The organism is Mycobacterium sp. UM_Kg1 (assembly GCF_000972925.1).
GTDB classification, from domain to species: domain Bacteria; phylum Actinomycetota; class Actinomycetes; order Mycobacteriales; family Mycobacteriaceae; genus Mycobacterium; species Mycobacterium hiberniae.
The window spans coordinates 30,142-49,827 of sequence record NZ_JRMK01000010.1; the positions used below are offsets into that span (position 1 = coordinate 30,142).

The 19,686-nt window shown below is 67.0% G+C and carries 21 protein-coding genes and 1 pseudogene; 15 read left to right on the forward strand and 7 right to left on the reverse strand.

The genetic code is table 11. From position 1 onward, the window contains the following. Positions 1–50: 50 nt before the first annotated feature. The 4 genes from LI92_RS03055 to LI92_RS03070 are packed head-to-tail and all read left to right on the forward strand — an operon-like array spanning position 51 to position 3,298. Positions 51–752, forward strand: coding sequence for an SDR family NAD(P)-dependent oxidoreductase (locus tag LI92_RS03055; protein WP_046315821.1), 702 nt, complete (start codon positions 51–53; stop codon positions 750–752). A 56-nt stretch (positions 753–808) separates the two neighbouring features. After that, positions 809–1,669 carry a mycofactocin-coupled SDR family oxidoreductase gene (locus tag LI92_RS03060; RefSeq protein WP_046315767.1) on the forward strand — a complete coding sequence of 287 codons (861 nt, stop codon included), beginning with the start codon at positions 809–811 and terminating at the stop codon, positions 1,667–1,669. Positions 1,670–1,706: 37 nt separating this feature from the next. Next, the gene (locus LI92_RS03065; RefSeq protein ID WP_046315769.1) at positions 1,707–1,901 is read left to right on the forward strand and encodes a ferredoxin; all 195 of its coding nucleotides are present in this window, start codon (positions 1,707–1,709) and stop codon (positions 1,899–1,901) included. Then, positions 1,898–3,298, forward strand: a complete 1,401-nt coding sequence (locus LI92_RS03070) for a cytochrome P450 (protein ID WP_082109517.1) — start codon at positions 1,898–1,900, stop codon at positions 3,296–3,298. The genes LI92_RS03065 and LI92_RS03070 overlap by 4 nt, the downstream gene beginning before the upstream one ends. Before the next feature lie 89 nt (positions 3,299–3,387). On the opposite strand, the gene LI92_RS03075 is transcribed toward LI92_RS03070, so the two are convergent. After that, positions 3,388–4,563 carry an acyl-CoA dehydrogenase family protein gene (locus LI92_RS03075; RefSeq protein WP_046315773.1) on the reverse strand — a complete coding sequence of 392 codons (1,176 nt, stop codon included), beginning with the start codon at positions 4,561–4,563 and terminating at the stop codon, positions 3,388–3,390. Further along, positions 4,547–5,569: an acyl-CoA dehydrogenase family protein gene (locus tag LI92_RS03080; protein WP_046315775.1), complete on the reverse strand. Its 1,023-nt coding sequence runs from the start codon at positions 5,567–5,569 to the stop codon at positions 4,547–4,549. Before LI92_RS03080 ends, LI92_RS03075 begins: the two co-directional genes overlap by 17 nt. A 265-nt stretch (positions 5,570–5,834) precedes the next feature. Here LI92_RS03080 and LI92_RS03085 point away from each other — a divergent pair, with 265 nt between their 5' ends. The 4 genes from LI92_RS03085 to LI92_RS03100 are packed head-to-tail and all read left to right on the forward strand — an operon-like array spanning position 5,835 to position 9,370. Next, the gene (locus tag LI92_RS03085) at positions 5,835–6,923 is read left to right on the forward strand and encodes an amidohydrolase family protein (protein ID WP_192829966.1); all 1,089 of its coding nucleotides are present in this window, start codon (positions 5,835–5,837) and stop codon (positions 6,921–6,923) included. A 28-nt stretch (positions 6,924–6,951) separates the two neighbouring features. Continuing rightward, a complete protein-coding gene (locus LI92_RS03090; protein ID WP_046315779.1) occupies positions 6,952–8,094 on the forward strand; it encodes an amidohydrolase family protein in 1,143 nt (380 codons plus the stop codon). Continuing rightward, positions 8,095–8,487, forward strand: a complete 393-nt coding sequence (locus tag LI92_RS03095) for a Rieske (2Fe-2S) protein (RefSeq protein WP_046315783.1) — start codon at positions 8,095–8,097, stop codon at positions 8,485–8,487. Positions 8,488–8,503: 16 nt separating this feature from the next. Continuing rightward, a complete protein-coding gene (locus tag LI92_RS03100) occupies positions 8,504–9,370 on the forward strand; it encodes an alpha/beta fold hydrolase (protein WP_046315785.1) in 867 nt (288 codons plus the stop codon). Positions 9,371–9,375: 5 nt separating this feature from the next. Here LI92_RS03100 and LI92_RS03105 read toward each other — a convergent pair whose 3' ends face one another. Further along, the gene (locus tag LI92_RS03105) at positions 9,376–9,837 is read right to left on the reverse strand and encodes a hypothetical protein (protein WP_082109518.1); all 462 of its coding nucleotides are present in this window, start codon (positions 9,835–9,837) and stop codon (positions 9,376–9,378) included. Between the two features lie 29 nt (positions 9,838–9,866). On the opposite strand from LI92_RS03105, the gene LI92_RS03110 reads away from it, so the two are divergent. From LI92_RS03110 to LI92_RS03140, 7 genes and pseudogenes are all read left to right on the forward strand, one after another. Next, positions 9,867–11,180 carry an NADH-ubiquinone oxidoreductase-F iron-sulfur binding region domain-containing protein gene (locus LI92_RS03110; protein ID WP_046315823.1) on the forward strand — a complete coding sequence of 438 codons (1,314 nt, stop codon included), beginning with the start codon at positions 9,867–9,869 and terminating at the stop codon, positions 11,178–11,180. Beyond that, positions 11,177–11,371 (forward strand): annotated as a pseudogene (locus LI92_RS03115) (ferredoxin); the annotation flags it as partial. The gene LI92_RS03110 and the pseudogene LI92_RS03115, both read left to right, overlap by 4 nt. Before the next feature lie 11 nt (positions 11,372–11,382). Next, a complete protein-coding gene (locus tag LI92_RS03120) occupies positions 11,383–13,041 on the forward strand; it encodes a thiolase C-terminal domain-containing protein (protein WP_046315790.1) in 1,659 nt (552 codons plus the stop codon). A 10-nt stretch (positions 13,042–13,051) separates the two neighbouring features. Further along, the gene (locus tag LI92_RS03125) at positions 13,052–13,933 is read left to right on the forward strand and encodes an alpha/beta hydrolase (protein ID WP_046315792.1); all 882 of its coding nucleotides are present in this window, start codon (positions 13,052–13,054) and stop codon (positions 13,931–13,933) included. Beyond that, positions 13,933–14,751, forward strand: coding sequence for an NAD(P)-dependent oxidoreductase (locus LI92_RS03130; RefSeq protein ID WP_046315794.1), 819 nt, complete (start codon positions 13,933–13,935; stop codon positions 14,749–14,751). The genes LI92_RS03125 and LI92_RS03130 overlap by 1 nt, the downstream gene beginning before the upstream one ends. 112 nt (positions 14,752–14,863) lie before the next feature. After that, complete coding sequence (locus LI92_RS03135) at positions 14,864–16,066, forward strand: cytochrome P450 (RefSeq protein WP_046315796.1); 1,203 nt, start codon at positions 14,864–14,866, stop codon at positions 16,064–16,066. Between the two features lie 8 nt (positions 16,067–16,074). Continuing rightward, a complete protein-coding gene (locus LI92_RS03140) occupies positions 16,075–16,287 on the forward strand; it encodes a ferredoxin (protein WP_286134821.1) in 213 nt (70 codons plus the stop codon). A 104-nt stretch (positions 16,288–16,391) separates the two neighbouring features. Here the strand turns inward: LI92_RS03140 and LI92_RS03145 are convergent, their stop codons facing one another. The 4 genes from LI92_RS03145 to LI92_RS03160 form a co-directional block, all read right to left on the reverse strand. After that, positions 16,392–16,694: a DUF1330 domain-containing protein gene (locus LI92_RS03145; protein WP_046315799.1), complete on the reverse strand. Its 303-nt coding sequence runs from the start codon at positions 16,692–16,694 to the stop codon at positions 16,392–16,394. Then, the gene (locus tag LI92_RS03150; protein ID WP_046315801.1) at positions 16,694–16,909 is read right to left on the reverse strand and encodes a ferredoxin; all 216 of its coding nucleotides are present in this window, start codon (positions 16,907–16,909) and stop codon (positions 16,694–16,696) included. The genes LI92_RS03145 and LI92_RS03150 overlap by 1 nt, the downstream gene beginning before the upstream one ends. Beyond that, positions 16,906–18,201, reverse strand: a complete 1,296-nt coding sequence (locus LI92_RS03155; protein ID WP_046315802.1) for a cytochrome P450 — start codon at positions 18,199–18,201, stop codon at positions 16,906–16,908. The genes LI92_RS03150 and LI92_RS03155 overlap by 4 nt, the downstream gene beginning before the upstream one ends. A 117-nt stretch (positions 18,202–18,318) precedes the next feature. After that, positions 18,319–19,599, reverse strand: a complete 1,281-nt coding sequence (locus LI92_RS03160; protein ID WP_046315805.1) for an amidohydrolase family protein — start codon at positions 19,597–19,599, stop codon at positions 18,319–18,321. Between the last annotated feature and the right edge of the window lie 87 nt (positions 19,600–19,686).

Here is a 19,686-nt window from a genome sequence, read left to right on the forward strand (position 1 = left end):
ACGATTCTCAACGCTCGGAAAGGAGATTCTTTGTGACCGAGACGGGCCTCGTGAGAACTGCTGTCGTGACCGGAGGCGCCTCGGGCATCGGCGCGGCAGTCGTGGACCGACTGCGCGCCGCCGGCCACCGGGTGGCGATCATCGACCTCCATCCGAACGACCTGGAGCTGGCCTTCGCCGCCGACGTGACCGATCGCGCGCAGATCGACGCCGCGCTGACGCAGATCCGCGAACAACTCGGCCCGGTCACCATCCTGGTCAACGCCGCCGGCCTGGACGGCTTCAAGAAGTTCAGCCACATCAGCTTCGAAGACTGGCAGCGCGTCATCGACGTCAATCTCAACGGTGTCTTCCACACCATCCAGGCCGTACTGCCAGACATGGTCGACGCCGGATGGGGACGGATCGTCAACATCTCCTCCTCCAGCACGCATTCCGGCACGCCGTATATGGCGCACTACGTGGCCGCCAAGTCCGCCGTCAACGGGCTGACCAAAACGCTGGCCCTGGAATACGGCCCCGCTGGAATCACCGTCAATGCCGTGCCTCCGGGCTTCATCGACACCCCGATGCTGCGCAACGCCGCGAGCCGCGGGTTTCTCGGCGACATCGACGACAACATCGCCCGCACCCCGGTGCGGCGGATGGGCAAGCCCGAGGACATCGCCGCGGCCTGCGCGTTCCTGGCGTCGGAGGAGGCCGGCTACATCACCGGCCAGATCCTGGGCGTCAACGGCGGCCGGAACACCTGAACTTCCAACAAGTTCCGCCACATCACGGCGGATCCAGCGTAACGAAAGGAACAGCTGTGGGACGCGTTGCCGGAAAGGTCGCCTTCATCACGGGCGCCGCCCGCGGCCAGGGCCGCAGCCACGCGCTGCGCCTGGCCGAGGAAGGCGCCGACATCATCGCCGTCGACCTGTGCCAGGACATCGAGACCATCGGCTACCCGATGGCGCGGCCCGAGGATCTGGAGGAGACCGCCAAGCTGGTGGAGAAGACCGGGCGCAGCATCGTCACCGCCCAGGCCGACGTGCGCGACGCGGCGGCGCTCAAAACCGCGCTCGATGCCGGTCTGGCCGAGTTCGGCAAACTCGACATCGTTGTCGCCCAGGCCGGCGTCGCCGGCATGAAGGGCAACCCGCCACTGCAGGCGTGGACCGACGTCATCAACACCAACCTGGTCGGCACCATCAACGGGATTCAAGTCGCACTGCCCCACCTGTCCGAAGGCGCTTCGATCATCGCCACCGCCTCGGCCGCCGCCTTGATGGACGCCCACCAGAAGGCGAACCCGGGCGGCGACCCAGGCGGGATGGCCTACATGACCTCCAAGCGCCTGATCGCGCAGTACGTGCACGACCTGGCAACGGAGTTGGCGGTGCGCGGCATCCGCGCCAACGTCATTCATCCGACCAACTGCAACACCGACATGTTGCAGAGCGAACCGATGTACCGCTCCTTCCGCCCCGACCTGGAACATCCGACCCGCGCCGACGCCGAGCCGGTCTTCTACGTCCAGCAGGCGATGAAGGTGCCGTTCATCGAGCCCGAGGACATCTCCAACGCGGTGCTGTGGCTGGCCTCCGACGAGGCCCGCTACGTCACCGGGATGCAGTTGCGGGTCGACGCCGGCGGCTACCTCAAGTGGTACGACTACCACGTCTGATGACGCCCGCCGTTTCGCGCCGGAAAGGAGCAAGGACATGAAGGTTTCCGTTGACGGCCAGCGGTGCCAGGGCCACACGCTGTGCGCGATGATCGCGCCTGATTCGTTCGTGCTCAACGACATCGACGGCACTTCGTCGCCGGTCTCGGAGACGGTTCCCGAAGACCAGCAGGATGCGGTCCGCGAGGCCGCACACTCCTGCCCCGAACAAGCCATCCTCATCGAGGAATGACGAGGGAGAATTCCTTGAGCGTCGACGACTCACTGGCCGCGACCGGCCAAGACGATGCATCCGACGATCGCAAGAAGAACACCTACTACTTCGATCGGCACACCCCGGAGTACCGTGACCGCTTCGACGAGATCACCAGCGAAATGCACGCCACATGCCCGATGGCGTGGAGTCCCACCTACAACGGACACTGGGTGGCCGCCGACAGCAAGCACGTCTTCGAGCTGGCCCGCTGTCCCGCCGTGTCCAACCATCACGACATCAGCGGGCAGACTCCCTTCCAGGGCATCACCATCCCCAAGGCCAGCCGCGCGACGGTGGTGCGCGGCGGCATCCTCGAGATGGACGAGCCCGAGCACAGCGCCTACCGCGGTGCGCTGAACCCGTACCTGTCCCCCGCCGCGATCAAGCGGTGGGTGCCGTTCGTGGACGAGATCACCCGCGCCGCAGTCGATGAGCACATCGAGTCGGGACGGATCGACTTCGTCGAGCACCTGGCCAACGTGGTCCCGGCGGTGTTCACCCTCGCCATGATGGGCATCGAACTCAAAAAATGGAATGTCTACAGCGAGCCCACACATGCCTCGGTGTACACCCCCGAGCACTCGCCGGACCGCGAGAAGATCAACGAGCAGCACCGCGAAATGGGCATCGACATCATCAACAACATGATGGAGATCCGGGAGAACCCGCGCCCGGGACTGGTCAACGCGATGCTGCAACTGCGCATCGACGGTGAGCCGGCGCCCGACATCGAGATTCTGGGCAACCTGGGCCTGATCATCGGCGGCGGCTTCGACACCACCACGGCGCTCACCGCGCACGCCCTGGAATGGCTTGGCGAGCACCCGTCCGAACGCACCCGGCTCAGCCAGGAGCGCGCAACCCTGTTGGACCCCGCGACAGAGGAATTCCTGCGGTTCTTCACCCCAGCACCCGGCGACGGGCGGACGTTCGCCGAGGACGTCGAAGTGGAGGGACAGCAGTTCAAGCAGTACGAAAGGCTGTGGCTGTCCTGGGCGATGGCCAACCGCGACCCCGCGATCTTCGAGGAACCCGACCGCGTCATTCTCGACCGTAAGGGCAACCGGCACTTCAGCTTCGGGCTGGGGATACACCGCTGCATCGGCTCCAACGTGGCGCGCACCGTCTTCAAATCCATGCTGACGGCGGTGCTCGACCGGATGCCCGACTACCGGTGCGACCCCGAAGGCACCGTGCACTATGACACCATCGGGGTGATCCAGGGCATGCGAAACCTGCCCGCCACCTTCACTCCCGGAAAACGGCTGGGGCCGGGCCTGGATGAGACCCTGGAAAAGCTGCAGCGCATCTGCGACGAGCAGGAGTGCGCCCGCCCGATCACCGAACGCAAGGAAGCGGTCGTCATCGACTGACGCTTCTCGGCGCGAGCAGACACAGAATCGCACGCACGCAGAGCGTGTCGTGCGATTCTGTGTCTGCTCGCCGGCGCTGGGGTCCCGGGTCAGCCGCGGGGCAGACCCAGTCCCTGCTGGGCGATGATGTTGCGGTGAATCTCCGAGGTGCCTCCGGCGATGGTGCCCGAGAAACTGCGCGCGTGGCGCTCGAACCAGCTGGCGAAGTAGCTGTCGAGGTTCATGGGGGCATAGGGTCCCGAGTTCGCCGGGTGCACCAGGCCTTGCGCCCCAGCCGCGTCGAGCGCATGGCCGGAGGCGAACATCTCGGCCTCTGAGCCGAGCAGCTTGAGCACCGACAGCGCGGCCACGTCCTCTTCACCGCGCGCAGCCCGCGCCAGCGCGGCCGACCCGAGCAGGCGCAGCGCCTGATAATCCATGACCGCCGTGGCGAATCGGTCACGCTCGAGGGCACCCTCGGGGTGGAAGTCGGCGATGATGTTGTCCAGCCTGTCGGCGAAACCCAGCCACATCATGGTTCGCTCGTGACCCAGCGAGCCGTTGGCCACCCGCCAGCCGCCATGGAGCGGACCGATCAGGTTCTCGGCCGGCACGCGCACATCGGTGAAGAAGACCTCGTTGAAGTCTTTGTCCTCGATCCCGCAGATGGTGGGGAACGGCCGCCGCACCACCCCCGGAGTGTCGGTGGGGATCACCAGCACACTGATGCCTTTGTGTTTGGGCGCATCGGGATCGGTGCGGACGAAGGTCAGCAGCACATCGGCGTCGTGCGCTCCAGAGGTCCAGACCTTCTGCCCGTTGACGACAAAGGAATCGCCGTCGCGGTCGGCCCGGGTGCGCAATGACGCCAGATCCGATCCCGCGCTCGGCTCGCTCATGCCCAGTGAGGCGGTGATCTCCGCACGCAGGATCGGCACCGCCCAGCGTCGCTTGTGTTCGTCGGTGCCGAACGTCAGCAATGACGCGGCGATGATGTTGACGCCCTGCGGATTGAAGCTGTGGTAAATCCTGCGCCGGCAGAGCTCTTCCAGATGCACGAACTGCTGCAGCAGGGTGGCGTTGCGACCGCCGAACTCCGGCGGATTACCGGGCAACAGCCAGCCGTTGTCGAACAGCAGGCGCTGCCAGCGGCGGGCCCACGTCGGCATGTGCGAGACCGAGCGGGGCCGCTCCAGGGTCTGGGCCTCGGGCGGCAGGTTGGCGTCGAGGAACGCCGCGAACTCGGCGCGAAATTCCTCGACCTCGGGATCAAATGCGAGTTGCAAGGTATTCCTCGGCGATCGCGGCACGGTGCTGCGCGGCGCCCCCCAGCATCAGCTCACCGGCTTTGGCCCGCTTGAGCGCGAACTGCAGGTCGTTCTCCCAGGTGAATCCCATCGCCCCGAACAGCTGAAGCCCGTGCCGGAAGACCACCGACTGGCATTCGCCCGCCGAGGCCTTGGCCATCGCCGCGGCCATCCGCCGGCGTGGGTCGTCGACCGAGATGGTCAGCGCCGCAAAGTACGCCAGCGCCCGGGCGCGTTCGATCGCCACGTGCATGTCCGCCGCCTTGTGCTGGACGGCCTGAAACGACCCGATCGGAACCCCGAACTGGTGCCGGCTGCGCACGTGCTCCAGCGCCAGGTCGAGAATGCGCTGGCAGGCGCCCACCATCGTCAGCGCCATCCCGCACAGCGCGACGTGGCGGGCCCGCTCGACATCGCCCCGGATGCGGGCGGTGTCGGCGACCTCGACGCCGGCGAAGGACACGTCGCTGATGTGCAACGTCGGGTCGAAAACGGTCGACGTGCGGGTGGTGACAGCGCCGGCATCGACCACGAACACGCCCGCCGCGGTGACCACCGCCAGCCGGTCGGCGCGGTCGGCGTCCAGCACACCCACGGCGGTGCCGTCGAGCACCCAGCCGCCGGCATTGCGGTGCGCGGTCACCCCGCTGTACACCGCGGCACCGGTGGACCCATCCGGCTGGTGCTGCTCGCCGACCAGGGGCGCGAACTGGGTCATAGTGGCCAGAAACGGTGTGGGATCGGTGGCGCGGCCCAGTTCTTCGAGCACGATCGCCAGCTCCACCGCGGTTTCCGGCTGGTGCAGCTCGGTCAATCCGAGGTCGACGTAGACCTTCCAGAGGGCGTCGACGTCCTTGCGCAGCGCCTCGGCGTCGCCCTGCCCCTCGGCGACCCTGCGCACCAGTGCGGGCGAGCACTGCTTACCCACCACGTCGCGCACCGTGGCCTGCCACAGTCGCTGGTCTTCGTCGAACTCCAACAGCATCGCAGCCACCTTCCCGAACGCCGGTTGAGAATACCATTCTCATCACCGGATGTAATGCTCTCGTAGCCAGGGTTGCGCATCACCGCTGCACAACCGATCCGATCGGCCGGGGGCGCAGCCACCGGGACGTGCGAGGTGAACGCGGAGCGAGAACCTTGTTCTTGCTTGAAAAGAATACAGCTATACAATGGGTCGCACCGGGGGTCGGGCGGCACCGTGACTGCGACACAGTGCCCGGCGGACAGTACGGCGAAGGGCGGCGTTGATGATCGAACACCCGGACGGCACCCGCACGCCTGTCATCGACGCCAGCGTGCACATCTTCGCGGCGTCCAACAGCGACCTTCGCAGCTTCCTGCGGGAGCCGTTCAAAAGCCGCGGATTCCCCGACTACGAGATGGACTGGTACGGCGCGCCGGGCGGCGAGTACGCACCGCGAACCGACGGTCCGCAGCGCCAATACCCGGGTTCGGACCCCGATCTGGTCGCCCAACACCTGTTCGCCGAAGGCGGAGTCGACGTCGCGGTACTGCACCCGATGACCCGCGGCGTCATGCCGGACCGGCATCTGGGATCGGCGATCACCGCGGCGCACAACGAGATTCTGGTCTCGCGCTGGCTGAACCACGGCGAGCACGGGAACCGGTTTCGGGGCACCATCCGCGTCAACCCGGACGACATCGCCGGAGCCCTGCGCGAGATCGACCGCTGGAAAGACCACCCGCGGGTGGTGCAGATCGGCGTTCCGTTGCAGTCCCGGGAGCTGTTCGGCAAGCCCCAGTTCTGGCCGCTGTGGGAGGCCGCCGTCGACGCCGGGCTTCCGGTGGCAGCGCACATCGAGGTGGGTTCGGGCATCTCCGCCTCGCCGACGCCGTCCGGCGTTCCCCGCACCTACGAGCAGTACGTGAGCTTCATGGCGTGCAACTACCTCTACCACCTGATGAACATGATCGCCGAAGGCGTGTTCGAGCGGATGCCGGAGCTGAAGTTCGTGTGGGCCGACGGTGCCGCGGATCTGCTCACCCCGATCATCTGGCGGATGGACACCTTCGGCCGGCCGCACCTGGAGCAGACACCCTGGGCGCCGAAGATCCCCAGCGACTACCTGCCCGGCCACGTCTTCTTCGTCCAGGGCGCCATGGACGGCCCCGGGGACGCCGACTTCGCCGGCGAATGGTTCGGCTTCACCGGCAAAGACGACATGGTGATGTATGGATCCAGCTATCCGCATTGGCAGCACAACGAACTGACCGTTCCGCATTCGTTCAGTGCCGAGCAGCGCGACAAGCTGTGCTGGCGCAACGCCAGTCGGCTCTACGGCATCGACGTTACGGCCGTCGCGGGCGCACACTAGAGAGCATCAGGGACCGAGGGAGTTCACCATGACCGCGACAGCCACCGAGCGCCAGCCGGCCACCGAGCGAATCGCCGTGCGGTGTGTGGATTCAGATGTTCATCCGGTGCCGCGCCGCGGCGAGTTGGTGCAGTACCTCCCGGAGCCATGGCGCAGCAAGTACTTTCTGCCCCGCCGGGTGGGCGATCAGATCTACTACGACGCCCCCGACTACGCGCACGCTTTCGCCATGCGCGTCGACACGTTTCCGGCCGATGGCGAGTTCCCCGGCAGCGATCCGGAGTTGGCGTTCAAACAGCTCATCATGGAGGCGGGCGCGGATTTCGCGATCCTGGAGCCCGCCGCCTATCCGGCCCGCTTTCCCGAAGCGCAGCAGGCGATGTCCTCGGCACTCAACGACTGGCAGGCCAACCACTGGCTCGACGCCAAGAACAACTGGCATCAGCGCTGGCGCGGGTCGATCTGCGCGGCGATCGAGGACCCGGCCGGCGCGGTGGCCGAGATCGAGAAGTGGGCGGGCCACCCCTATATGGCGCAGATCTTGATCAAGGCCGAACCCCGGCCGTCGTGGGGCGACCCCAAGTACGACCCGATCTGGGCGGCCGCCACCAAGCACGACATCACCGTGAGCTGTCACCTGTCGCGCAGCCACCACGAGGAACTGCCGATGCCGCCGGTGGGAATGCCGAGCTACAACCACGATTTCATGGTCACCTACTCGCTGTTAGCGGCCAACCAGGTGATGAGCCTGGTATTCGACGGGGTTTTCGATCGGCACCCCAACCTGCGCATCGTGCTCGTCGAGCATGCCTTCACCTGGATTCTGCCGCTGATGTGGCGGATGGACGCCATCTACGAAGCCCGCAGATCGTGGGTGGAGATCAAACGCAAGCCCAGTGAATACGTCAAAGACCACATCAAGTTCACCACCCAGCCGCTGGACTACCCGGAGGACAAGACCGAACTGTCCCGCGCCTTGGAGTGGATGGAGTGCGAGAAGATCCTGCTCTATTCCTCCGACTACCCGCATTGGACCTTCGACGACCCGCGTTGGCTGGTCAAACACCTGCCCAAGGCAGCCCGGGAGGCAGTGATGTTCCGTAACGGCCTGGCGACCTATCACCTTCCCGACACCGTCCCGGCCCTCGAGGGACAGGTGCGGGTGTTCTAGATGGGGCAGGAGGAGAAGCGGCCCCGGTTGGCCCAGGGCCGCGAGCATGTCGTTGCGACCGTCGATGAGATCCCGCCTGGGACACACAAGCTCGTGCCGATCGGCCATCACGGCGTCGGCGTGTACAACATCAACGGGACGTTCTACGCGATCGCAAACTTCTGCCCGCACCAGGGCGGACCGCTGTGCGCGGGCCGGTTGCGCGGCCGTACCGTCGTCGACGAGCAGAGCCCCGGTGACGCCGCCATGGTCCGCGACCTGGAGTACATCTACTGCCCCTGGCACCAGTGGGGTTTCGAGCTCGCCACCGGCACGACTGCGGTCAAGCCGGAGTGGAGCATCCGCACTTACCCGGTGCGGGTTGTCGGCAACGACGTCCTCGTCCAGGCCTAACGCACAGGAGTATTCGGTGGCCGCTGTCGAAGTCAACGGGGGAAATGTCGTCTACGAGATCCTCGGTTCCACCGGTGATCTGATCGTGCTGACCCCCGGCGGCCGGTTCTCCAAGGAGATCCCGGGCCTGCGCCCGCTGGCCGAAGCGCTCGTCGACGGCGGCTACCGGGTGCTGTTGTGGGACCGCCCCAATTGCGGCGCCTCCGACGTGCAGTTCTACGGCCAGTCCGAATCGCACATGCGTGCCGAGACCCTGCACGGGTTACTCACCGCACTGGGGACCGGACCGGTCATCCTGGCCGGCGGGTCAGGCGGGGCGCGGGACTCGATCCTGACCACGATGCTCTATCCGGAACTGGTCACCAAGCTGGCGCTGTGGAACATCGTGGGCGGCATCTACGGCACCTTCGTGCTCGGTTCCTACTACGTGGTGCCCAGCATCCTCGCCGTCCGCGGTGGCGGGCCCAAAGCACTGCTGGACATTCGCGAGTGGCAGGAGCGGGGCGCAGAGAACCCCGACAACGAGGCACGCCTGCTCGGCCTGGACGGCGATGCCTTCCTCAAGGTGATGTTGCGCTGGCTCAACGCATTCGTCTCCAAACCGGGCCAGACGATTCCCGGCGTCGACGACGAGATGTTCGACCGGATCACGGTGCCCACCCTGATCATCCGGGGCGGCGAGAACGACTGGGATCACCCCAAGCGCACCTCGCTGGAGGTCAACTGCCTGATCAGGGGATCAGAGCTGATCGACCCGCCGTGGCCCGAAGATGCGTGGGAGCGAGCAGCCGAGGACCGCGCGTCGGGAAAGGTCAGTCATTTCAACATGTTCGACACCTGGGTGCTGGCCGCCCCGGCGATCCTGGAGTTCCTGGGGCGTTGATGCGGTCATCGGGTGTGAAGGTGAACCTCGCAGTTCAGCGACGCCTCCAGTGCGGTGTGGACGCGGCTCTCGCCGACCCGCTGCAGATCCGGTTCGGCAACAGTCACGTGCACGACGTCGAGACCGTCCGGCCCCGGCACCCGGACGATCTCACCGGCGAGTCCCAGCCCGGCGAGCACCCCGTGAACGTCGTCGTCGGTGCCCCTGCTCAGATAGGTCACCACGCCGGGCTGCGGGGTGGTGCCGAAAGCGTTGGCGCACAGTCGGATTCCCAATTCCCGGACGTCGTCCTCGAATCCGGTGATCAGCAGTCGCACATGGCGCCGGCCCACCTCGACATCGGCATCGACCACGTCGGCACCGGCCCGGGCCGCCAGCTCCCGCAGGCGTGCCATTCCCGTCGTCACATGCTCGGGCGTCAGCGTCCCAGCAGGGTCGACGTCGAGGCGTACCACCGCTGTTCTCACGTCCGTGAGCCTAGTCAAACGAGGTGGCGATGACGACCAAGTGCACGGCTACCCCCGACCTGTCGGCCATCACCGTGGCCGCCTGGCCGGGCTGCGAACCCCGGCTGCTGGGGGCGCGATCGGAAGCCGAGTCCGCCGCGCAGTATCTGGCCGACGGCGGATATCAGGCACTCGACGACGCCGACGGGTTGCTCGGCGAGGTGCAGCGCAGCGGCCTGCTGGGCCGCGGCGGTGCGGCGTTCCCCCTGGGGGTCAAGCTGTGCTCGGTTCGCGACGGCGGCCGGCGCGCCGGCGGCGCCGTGGTGGTGGCCAACGGTGAAGAGGGCGAACCGGCTTCGGCCAAGGACCGCTGGCTGTTGCGTCGCCGGCCGCATCTGGTGATCGACGGTCTGCGGCTGGCAGCCGCGATGGTGGCGGCCCGCAGTGCCTACGTCTATGTCTCGGACCCGATGTCCGCCCGCAGCGTCGAGAACGCGCTCAGTCAGCTGGGCCAGGAGGTTCTCGGCGGGTTGTCGATCGAGGTGTTCGTCGTCGACCCGAGCTATGTGGCCGGTGAGGAGACCGCCGCGGTGCGGGCGATCAACGGCGGCCCGGCGAAGCCGACCGACAAGCCGCCCCGCCCTTACCAGCGGGGCGTCGCTGCGCTTCCGACGCTGGTGTCCAATGTCGAGACGCTGGCGAACCTTCCCTTTGTCCTACGGCACGGCGCGGACGCCTTTCGCGCAAAGGGAACCGCACTGTCCCCAGGAACCTTCCTGGCCACCGTGAGCGGCGGCGGGCGACCACCGGTGCTCTACGAGCTGCCGCACGGCATCGCGCTCTCTGAGTTACTGCGCCTGCACGGCCTGGCGGGCGAGCAGGTCCGCGGCGTGCTGATGGGCGGCTACTTCGCCGGCCTGCTCAACCCCGACGAACTGCGGGTCGGCCTCGACCACGAATCGCTGCGCGCCGTCGGCAGCGGCCTGGGCTGCGCAGCGATCGCCGTCCTCACCGAGGAGTGCCCCGTCGCGGTGGCAGCCTCGGTGTTGGCCTACTACGGCCGGGAGAACGCCGGCCAGTGCGGATCGTGCTTCAACGGCACCGCGGCGATGGCGGCGGTTGCCGAAGCACTGCGCGACGGTGTGGCGACGGATGCCGACGTCGAGCGACTGCGCAGGTGGGCCGGGACGCTGCCCGGACGCGGCGCCTGCGCAACGCTGGACGGCGCCGCAGGCGTTGCCGCCAGCCTGCTGACCCGCTTCCCGGAATTGGTGGCCGGCCACTCAGAGGGCTGCTGCGACACCTGCCGAAGCGGCGCCTTCCGCGCCGCACGTCCCTACGCGATCGAGGAGGCGACGGTATGAGGATCCGACTGGACCGCACGGTGTGCGACGGGTTCGGCTACTGCGCCAAGCACGCCCCGGAGTACTTCTCCCTGGACGACTGGGGTTATGCCTCCCTGACGGGCGACGGGTCGGTCGCCGCTGCCGACGAGCACGACGTCATGCGCGCCCTGCTGGACTGCCCGGTGCACGCCATCATCGAGGTCCCCGAGGAGGACGACGCGTGAGCTCACGCCCACTGCCCTTGGTCACGCCCGAGAACGAGTTCTTCTGGACCGCTGGTGCCGATGGCGTACTGCGACTGCAGAACTGCCTCGACTGTGCCGCGCTGATTCATCCGCCCCAGCCGGTGTGCCGGTACTGCCGGGGGACGAACATGGGGGTGCGCGACGTCTCCGGGCGGGCCACGGTGGCCGGGTTCACCGTCAACCACCGGTTCAGCCTTCCCGGACTGCCGGCGCCCTACGTGGTGGCCCAGGTAGCGATCAACGAGGATCCCCGAGTTCGACTCACCACCAACATCATCGATTGCGATCCCGACCAACTGGAGCTCGGCCGGCAGGTCGAGGTGGTGTTCGAGAACATCGAAGACGTATGGCTGCCGCTGTTTCGTCCGGTACCCGGCGATGCGGAAGACTCGCAGAACCGGCCACTTCCCGCGGACGAGATCGCGCCCGAGGACTTCGCACAGCACGTGCGGCCGATGGTGACGACCGACAAGTTCGAGGACAAGTCGGCGATCACCGGGATCGGGGCGTCCCGAATCGGGCGACGGCTGATGGCTGCACCCTTGGCCCTGACCGTGGAGGCATGCCAAGCGGCTGTCGCCGACGCCGGCTTGACCTTCGAGGACATCGACGGGCTCTCGACGTATCCGGGTCTCGACGTCGCGGGCATGGGCGAAGGCGGGATCTCGGCGCTGGAGGGCGCTTTGGGACTGCGCCCGACCTGGATCAACGGCGGCATGGACACCTTCGGGCCCGCCGGCTCCGTGATCGCCGCGATGATGGCCGTTGCCACCGGTCTGGCCCGCCACGTGCTGTGTTTCCGCACAGTGTGGGAATCGACGTTCGGCGAGCGGATGAAGGCGGGCAGAGCCACGATGCCCGGCGGACGGCGCACGGACAGTTGGCAGGTGCCGTTCGGTGCAACCTCCGCCGCACACACGTTGGCGCTCAACGCTCAACGGCACTTCCACCGCTACGGCACGACCCGCGAGACACTCGGCTGGATCGCGTTGAACCAGCGTGCCAACGCAGCACTGAACCCGACGGCGATCTACCGCGACCCGATGGACATGGACGATTACCTGTCCGCCCGGATGATCACCACACCGTTCGGCCTCTACGACTGCGACGTGCCGTGCGACGGTGCGGTGGCGGTGATCGTCTCCGCCGTGGACGCCGCCCGAGACCTGGCCAAACCGCCGGTGCTGGTGGAGGCGGTCGGCACCCAGATCATCGAGCGGCTGGACTGGGACCAGAGCCCCCTGACCCACGAGCCGCAGGTCCTCGGCCAGGCCGCCCACCTGTGGTCGCGGACCTCGCTGCGCCCAGCCGACGTCGATGTCGCCGAACTCTATGACGGGTTCACCTTCAACTGCCTGTCCTGGATCGAGGCCTTGGGCTTCTGCGGCATCGGCGAGGCCAAGAGCTTTCTCGACGGCGGCACCAACATCGCCCGCGACGGCGTCCTGCCCCTCAACACCCACGGCGGTCAGCTCTCGCACGGGCGCACCCACGGGATGGGGCTGATCCACGAGGCCGTCACACAGCTGCGCGGAGAAGCCGGGGCGCGCCAGGTCGCCGGCGCCAGGGTCGCCGTGGCCAGCAGCGGCGGGCTGACACCGAGCGGAGTCATATTGCTGCGGACCGATTCCTAAGGAGGGGCGGATGGGTCGAACAGTGCGCCCGCGAATGATCAGCGCCGGCGGCGTGCCGATGTCGGCGCTGGTTGCCGAAGTCCCCGACCCGCGGGCGGTGGTGATCGCGCTGCACGGCGGCGGGACCACGTCGATCTATTTCGACTGCCCCGGGCAGCCGAACCTGTCGCTGCTGAGAGCCGGTGCGGCACTGGGATACACGGTGATCGCACTCGATCGGCCCGGTTACGGCAGCTCGGCACTGTACCCCGACGAGACAGCCACACCCGAGCAGCGGGTGCGGCTGGCCTATCTGGCCGTCGACCGGATTCTCGGGGACCGGGCGCGCGGCGCCGGCCTGTTCCTGCTGGGGCACTCCAACGGTTGCGAACTGGCGGTACGGATGGCCGCCGATGAGCGCGGCGCCGAGCTGCTGGGGATGGAGCTGGCCGGTACCGGGCTGCGGTACAGCGACGCTGCCCGCGCCGCATTCAACGCACCCGAACCCGGCCAGCGCAACGCCGTCCTGCGCGAACTGCTCTGGGAGCCCGCCTCGCTGTATCCCGAAACGGTACTGCGCGGGATCACCAAGGTGTCCTCTGGTGCGCCCTATGAGGCGGACATGGTCGGCAGCTGGCCACGCCGGGACTTTCCCGCGCTGGCCGCACAGGTCCGGATACCGGTGCGCTTCACCTTCGCCGAGCACGAGCGGGTCTGGGAATCCGGCCCGGAGGCCCGCAGACAGATCCGCGAGGTGTTCAGCGCGGCAAACAGTTTCACCTGCAACGACCAAGAGAGCGCGGGCCACAATCTCAGCATCGGGTTCAGCGCGGAGCACTATCACCGGTCGGTGCTGTCATTCGTCGACGACTGCGCGGCCGCGGCGTTCGCGCGCGACAAGGAGGTCAGCTGATGCGCGTCGGTTTCATCGGGTTGGGCAGCCAGGGTGCGCCGATGGCGCGACGTATCGCCGAAGGCGGATACGCCATCACGCTGTGGGCCCGGCGGCCCGCCACTTTGGAGCCCTTCTCCGACACCGAGGCGCGCGTCGCGGACTCCCCCGCCGAGCTGGGCAGCCTCAGCGACCTGGTCTGCCTGTGCGTCGTCGGTGATGCCGACGTCGAGCAGGTGGTTTGTGGTGACCAGGGCGTCTTGGCCGGCATGCGGCCCGGCGGGATCATCGCGATTCACTCCACGGTGCATCCCGACACCTGCCGCCGCCTGGCGCAGCACTGCGAGCAGCACGGTGTTGCGGTGATCGATGCCCCGGTCAGCGGCGGCGGGCCGGCCGCTGCGGCCGGTACGTTGCTGGTGATGGCCGGCGGCGACCCCGAGGCCGTTCAGCGCTGCCGGCCGGTCTTCGAGACCTATGCCGACCCGGTGGTGCACCTGGGCGACCTGGGCTCCGGGCAGGTGACCAAGCTGCTCAACAATCTGTTGTTCACCGCCAACCTGGCGACCGCCGCCACGGCACTGGCGCTCGGCAGGCAACTGGGTGTCGCCACCGAACAGCTTGCCGAGGTGGTGTCACGGGGCAGCGCGAGCAGCTTCGCACTGAACAGCATCCGGGGCTCCGGCGGAACCCTGGACCGGTTGGCCGGGCTGGCGGGTGCCCTGTTGCAAAAGGACGTTCGCTTGGTGTCGGACCTGGCTCAGCGGGCGGAGGCGGAGCCGGGGGCTGTGCTCGACGCCGCCGACGCGGCCCTGTCGCTGATGAACCATCCCCGGTGACACCGGTCGGCGGCATTCGTCTCCGACGGCTTGCCGTTTGACTTACAGTAGCGGTTATAGTCCGTCGTCTCAGCGTCGACAGGTGCAGCGCGCGGCGCCCTGAGGAGGTTCGATGACCCAGGCCGAACTCGTCTTCGACCCGTTCTCCGAAGAGTATTTCGACAATCCGTTCGAGATATATCGGCGAATGCGCGAGGAAGCCCCGCTGTACTACAACGCCGAAGAAGACTTCTACGCCCTGACCCGCCACGAGGACGTGGCCGCGGCGCTCAAGGACTTCTCGACCTACTCATCGACCCGCGGCTGCGACCTGGCGATGGTGCGCGCCGGTTCGGCGCCGCAGCAGATGATCATCTTCATGGACCCGCCGGACCATCGACACATGCGGAGCCTGCTCAACAAGGCCTTCACCCCGCGCGCGATCCAGGCCCAGCGCGACACCGTCATCGAACAGGTCGACCGGTTCCTCGGCGCTGTCGACCCCGACGGATTCGACGTGGTGCAGGACTTCTCCGGGCCGTTCCCGGTGGAAGTCATCACCCGGATGGCCGGGGTTCCCGACGAGTACCGTCAACAGGTTCGGCACTGGATCGACACCTCGCTGCACCGCGAGCCGGGGCAGATCGAGACCAGCGAGGCCGGTATACAGGCCGCCATTGAGACTGCGACCTACTACTACGGATTGATTCAGGAACGACGCGCCAACCCGCAAGACGACATGATCAGCAGGCTGATCGCCGCCGAAATGCCCGGCGAGGACGGCCAGATGCGCCGCTTGGACGATATCGAGATCACCGGATTCGCCACGCTGCTCGGGGCCGCCGGGGCCGAGACCGTCACCAAGCTGATCGGCAATGCCGCAGTGATCTTCGCCCGCCAGCCCGATCAGTGGCAGAAGCTGCTCGATGATCGCAGCAAGATTCCCGCCGCCGTCGAGGAACTACTGCGCTATGAGGGCCCGGTGCAGTACAACGTCCGGTACACCCTCAAAGAGGCGCAGGTCGCCGGCGGCACTATTCCGGCGGGTAAGCCGGTGTTCCTGATCAGTGCGTCGGCCAACCGGGATCCCGAAGCGTTCACCGATCCCGACACCTTCGACATCGACCGAGACCAGACGCAGGCGCAACACCTGGGCCTGGGGTATGGGATTCACAGCTGCCTGGGGGCAGCGTTAGCCCGCATGGAAAGCGCCATCGCCTTAGAACGGCTGTTGGACTTCATGCCCCGCTACGAGGTGGATTGGGACGGCCTGCAACGGGTACACATGCAGAACGTCGCGGGATGGCGCAACGTGCCGGTCCGAGTAGTGCGGTAGGGGTAGCGGTGACCAAGCGTCAAGTGGTAGCGGATTACGGACTGTGCGAAGCCAATGCGGTGTGCATGGCCATCAACCCCGAGGTGTTCCATGTCGACGACGAGGACAACCTCTTCATCCTCAACCCGGACGTCACAGCCGACACCGAAAACGACATCGCCGAGGCCGTCAGACGGTGCCCCCGCCAGGCTTTGTCGATCGTCGAGGTGGAGGACGACTAGGCGATCGCAAGCGCGGCGGAGCCGGGCGAAGCGGGTCGCCGTATGACGCACGGCGATCGCAAGCGCGGCGGAGCCGGGCGAAGCGGGTCGCCGTACGGCGCAGACTAACGCGCCGGGAAGCCCGCCAGGATCACCGCGTTGCAGTCGGCCGCACCCTGCCGGATCTTCGCGGCAGCCTGGTAGCCCTCGGAGTGGTACCAGGCGCGGGCCGCATCGACTGACTCGAATTCCAGCACCACGGTTTGGTTTCCGTGCCAATCGCCTTCCAGCAGCTCGGGCTTGGTGTCGACGGCCAGGATTGTTGCGCCGGCCATCGTCGGCCCGGCCGCCTTACCGTAGGCGAGCATGCCCTCCGGGTCTTTGATGGCCTCGGTCAAGATCACATACCCCTTGGGCGCGTCGGCCATCAGTTCTCCTTCGTGGGTGAGTCGTCGGTGATTTCGTCGATCGCACGTTCCGGGCACTGCTTGATCGCATCTTGCACCGCCGCTTCGAACTGCGCCGGTACCTCGTCGCCGGCGGCCTCGGCATACCCGTCGCCGTTGATGGCGAACACCTCCGGGCAGATCGTGGTACAGATGCCGTGTCCAGCGCAGCGATCCGGGTCGACCCAGGCCTTCATCGCGCCGCCCGCTCGACCGGGGTGAACTCCAGATTCAGTTGGATCAGCCCGCGCAGGATGTAGGTCGGGATGTAGTGGTAATTGCGTGCACCGTCGGGGCCGTGCAGCTCGTCAGAGATCCTGATGTCGCTGGTGCGGTCCAGCAGACGCTCGATGGCGATGCGGGTTTCGGCGCGGGCCAGCGGCGCGCCGGCGCAGCTGTGGATGCCACGCCCGAAGGTGATGTGCTGGCGAGCATTCGAGCGCGCCGGGTCGAAGGTCTCCGGATCGGTGAACCGGCGCGGATCCCGGTTGGCCCCCGCCGCCAGGACCATCAGGGTCGTGCCGGCCGGGACGTGCACGCCACCGATCTCGGAGTCCACCCTCGACAGCCGGAAGTCGCCCTTGACCGGGCTCTCGAAGCGCAGCACCTCCTCGATGAAGTTCGGGATGAGGCTGCGGTCGTCACGCAGCCGCTGCTGAATGTCGGGCCGCTCCCCGATGATCCTCAGGGCGGAACCGAGCAGCCGCACTGTGGTTTCCTGGCCGGCGGAGTAGACGTTGGCCGCCACCTTGGCCACATCCATCGGGTCCGGAATGGAGCCGTCCGGGAACGTCGCCTCCGCCATGCCGGTCAGCACATCGTCGCGCGGCGCACTGCGCCGATCGGCGATGTAGCCGGCGAAGGTGGCGTAGAGGAATTCCAGCGGGCTGTGCGCCAGCGCCTTGGCATCGGTGCTGCCGACGCCGCCACCGACGTTGCGATGCATGTTCTTGACGAAGTCTTCGCGGTCCTCGTCCGGGACACCCAGCAGGTCCGCGATCACCAGCAGCGTGAACGGAGCTGCGAAACCTCCGATGAATTCGCCGGCCCCGGGCGCGAGGAACTCATCGAGCACCGCATCGGCGAGCTCCCACATGGCGTCCTCGTTCTCCTTGAGACGCTTGGGAGTCAGCAGCCGCATCAGCAGCGCGCGGTGGTCGGTGTGCATCGGCGGGTCCAGCGTCGGCAGCTGATCGCTGAACGGCAGTTCGTCTCGGTGCTTGTCGATCAGGCTCGCGACGGTCTCGCCGCCCAGGTCACCGTCCAGCGGCACCGGGAAGCCCGGGAAGGGCCCGGTCACCGCGATACACGAGGAGAACACCTCGGCGTTGCCGGCCACCGCGCACGCTTCCTCCCAGCCGGTCACCATCATTACGCCGTGGTGCGGTTCACGGGTAACCGGCGAGCGCTCGCGGAGGGCACGCAGATAGGGGTACGGGTCGCCTACCACCGTCTGGTCGGTGAAGAAGTCGATCGTGTCTGGATCCATCGAGCCGTTCCGCTCCCTCTCGCATCCGAGAATGGCATTCTCGCAACCGGTGAACAGAATTTCATACCCCGATGGCCGCGTCAATGCCGACCGGGGTGCCGATGCCGACGGCGGGACTCAGCTGTTGGACCGGGCGGCGTCCATCAGCGCGTTGGCCTGACGGTCCCCATCCCGGTGGTTGCTGAGCGCACGGATCGAGACGTCGTGCCCCTCGGCCGCCCTCCGCAGCGCGCCGACTCCTGCCTGCTCCCGGGGGATGTGCGTGAACGGGTCGAACGAGTACCAGCGCATGGCGTTGCGGTGAGTGATCTTGTCGATGTCGTCATCGGACACGTTGTTGGCGGTCAGCACATCCCACAACTCTTCGGGCGCTCCGGGCCACATCGAGTCACTGTGCGGGTAGTCGGCCTCCCAGGCGATGTTGTCGATGCCAATCTCGTGCCGCAGCTTCACCCCGACCGGGTCGGAGATGAAGCACGTCAAAAAGTGCTCCCGGAAGACTTCGGAGGGCAACTTGGAGCCGAAGTCCTGGCCGGTCCAGGTCGAATGCATCTCGTAGGTGCGGTCCACGCGATCCAGGAAGTACGGGATCCACCCGGTGCCGCCTTCGGACAGGGCGATCTTGAGGTCCGGATACTGCTTGATCGGCTTGGACCACAACAGATCCGCGGCGGCTTGGACGATATTCATCGGCTGCAGGGTGATCATCACGTCCATCGGCGCGTCGGGGGCGGTGATGGCCAACTTGCCCGACGAGCCGATATGCACATTGAGCACCGTGCCGGTGTCGCACAGCGCCTGCCACAGTGGGTCCCAGTATGAGTCGTGGAAACTCGGGTAGCCCATCGCGGCCGGGTTCTCGGTGAACGTCAGGGCGTGTACACCCTTCTTGGACACCCGCCGCACCTCATCGGCGCACTTGTGGGCATCCCAGATCACCGGGATCGCCATCGGGATGAAGCGCCCGGGATAGGCCCCGCACCATTCGTCGATGTGCCAGTCGTTGTAGGCCTGCACCAGTGCGACGGAGAAGTCCGGGTCGTCGGTGGCGAAGAGCCGGCCGGCGAAGCCGGGGAAGGACGGGAAGCAGATCGACGCGAGAATGCCGCCGGCATTCATGTCCTTGACGCGCTCGTCGACGTTGTAGCAGCCGGGCCGGATCTCGTCCAGCCCCTGCGGTTCGAGCCCGTATTCCTCCTTGGGCCGGCCCGCGACCGCGTTGAGCGCGACATTGGGGATCACCACGTCGCGGAACTGCCATGAGTCCGAGCCGTCGGGATTGTGCACCAGGCGCGGTGCGTCATCGAGGTACCTGCGCGGCAGGTGGTTGGCGAACATGTCAGGCGGTTCCACGGTGTGGTCGTCGACGCTGATCAGAACCATGTCGTCCTTGTTCATGGCCGTCCTCCGCTCCGAGTGCCGCTACCGGGGGTGGAACCCACCGGCGCCTGCACTGGAAACTAGCTTCCTGTTTTAGGAGAATCA

Coding starts and splice junctions, on each gene's coding strand:
- LI92_RS03065 (WP_046315769.1), top strand. CDS start 1,707: ATGAAGGTTTCCGTTGACGGCCAGCGGTGCCAGGGCCACACGCTGTGC.
- LI92_RS03070 (WP_082109517.1), top strand. CDS start 1,898: ATGACGAGGGAGAATTCCTTGAGCGTCGACGACTCACTGGCCGCGACC.
- LI92_RS03080 (WP_046315775.1), bottom strand. CDS start 5,569: ATGCTGTTGGAGTTCGACGAAGACCAGCGACTGTGGCAGGCCACGGTG.
- LI92_RS03085 (WP_192829966.1), top strand. CDS start 5,835: ATGATCGAACACCCGGACGGCACCCGCACGCCTGTCATCGACGCCAGC.
- LI92_RS03090 (WP_046315779.1), top strand. CDS start 6,952: ATGACCGCGACAGCCACCGAGCGCCAGCCGGCCACCGAGCGAATCGCC.
- LI92_RS03095 (WP_046315783.1), top strand. CDS start 8,095: ATGGGGCAGGAGGAGAAGCGGCCCCGGTTGGCCCAGGGCCGCGAGCAT.
- LI92_RS03110 (WP_046315823.1), top strand. CDS start 9,867: ATGACGACCAAGTGCACGGCTACCCCCGACCTGTCGGCCATCACCGTG.
- LI92_RS03125 (WP_046315792.1), top strand. CDS start 13,052: ATGGGTCGAACAGTGCGCCCGCGAATGATCAGCGCCGGCGGCGTGCCG.
- LI92_RS03130 (WP_046315794.1), top strand. CDS start 13,933: ATGCGCGTCGGTTTCATCGGGTTGGGCAGCCAGGGTGCGCCGATGGCG.
- LI92_RS03135 (WP_046315796.1), top strand. CDS start 14,864: ATGACCCAGGCCGAACTCGTCTTCGACCCGTTCTCCGAAGAGTATTTC.
- LI92_RS03145 (WP_046315799.1), bottom strand. CDS start 16,694: ATGGCCGACGCGCCCAAGGGGTATGTGATCTTGACCGAGGCCATCAAA.
- LI92_RS03150 (WP_046315801.1), bottom strand. CDS start 16,909: ATGAAGGCCTGGGTCGACCCGGATCGCTGCGCTGGACACGGCATCTGT.
- LI92_RS03155 (WP_046315802.1), bottom strand. CDS start 18,201: ATGGATCCAGACACGATCGACTTCTTCACCGACCAGACGGTGGTAGGC.
- LI92_RS03160 (WP_046315805.1), bottom strand. CDS start 19,599: ATGAACAAGGACGACATGGTTCTGATCAGCGTCGACGACCACACCGTG.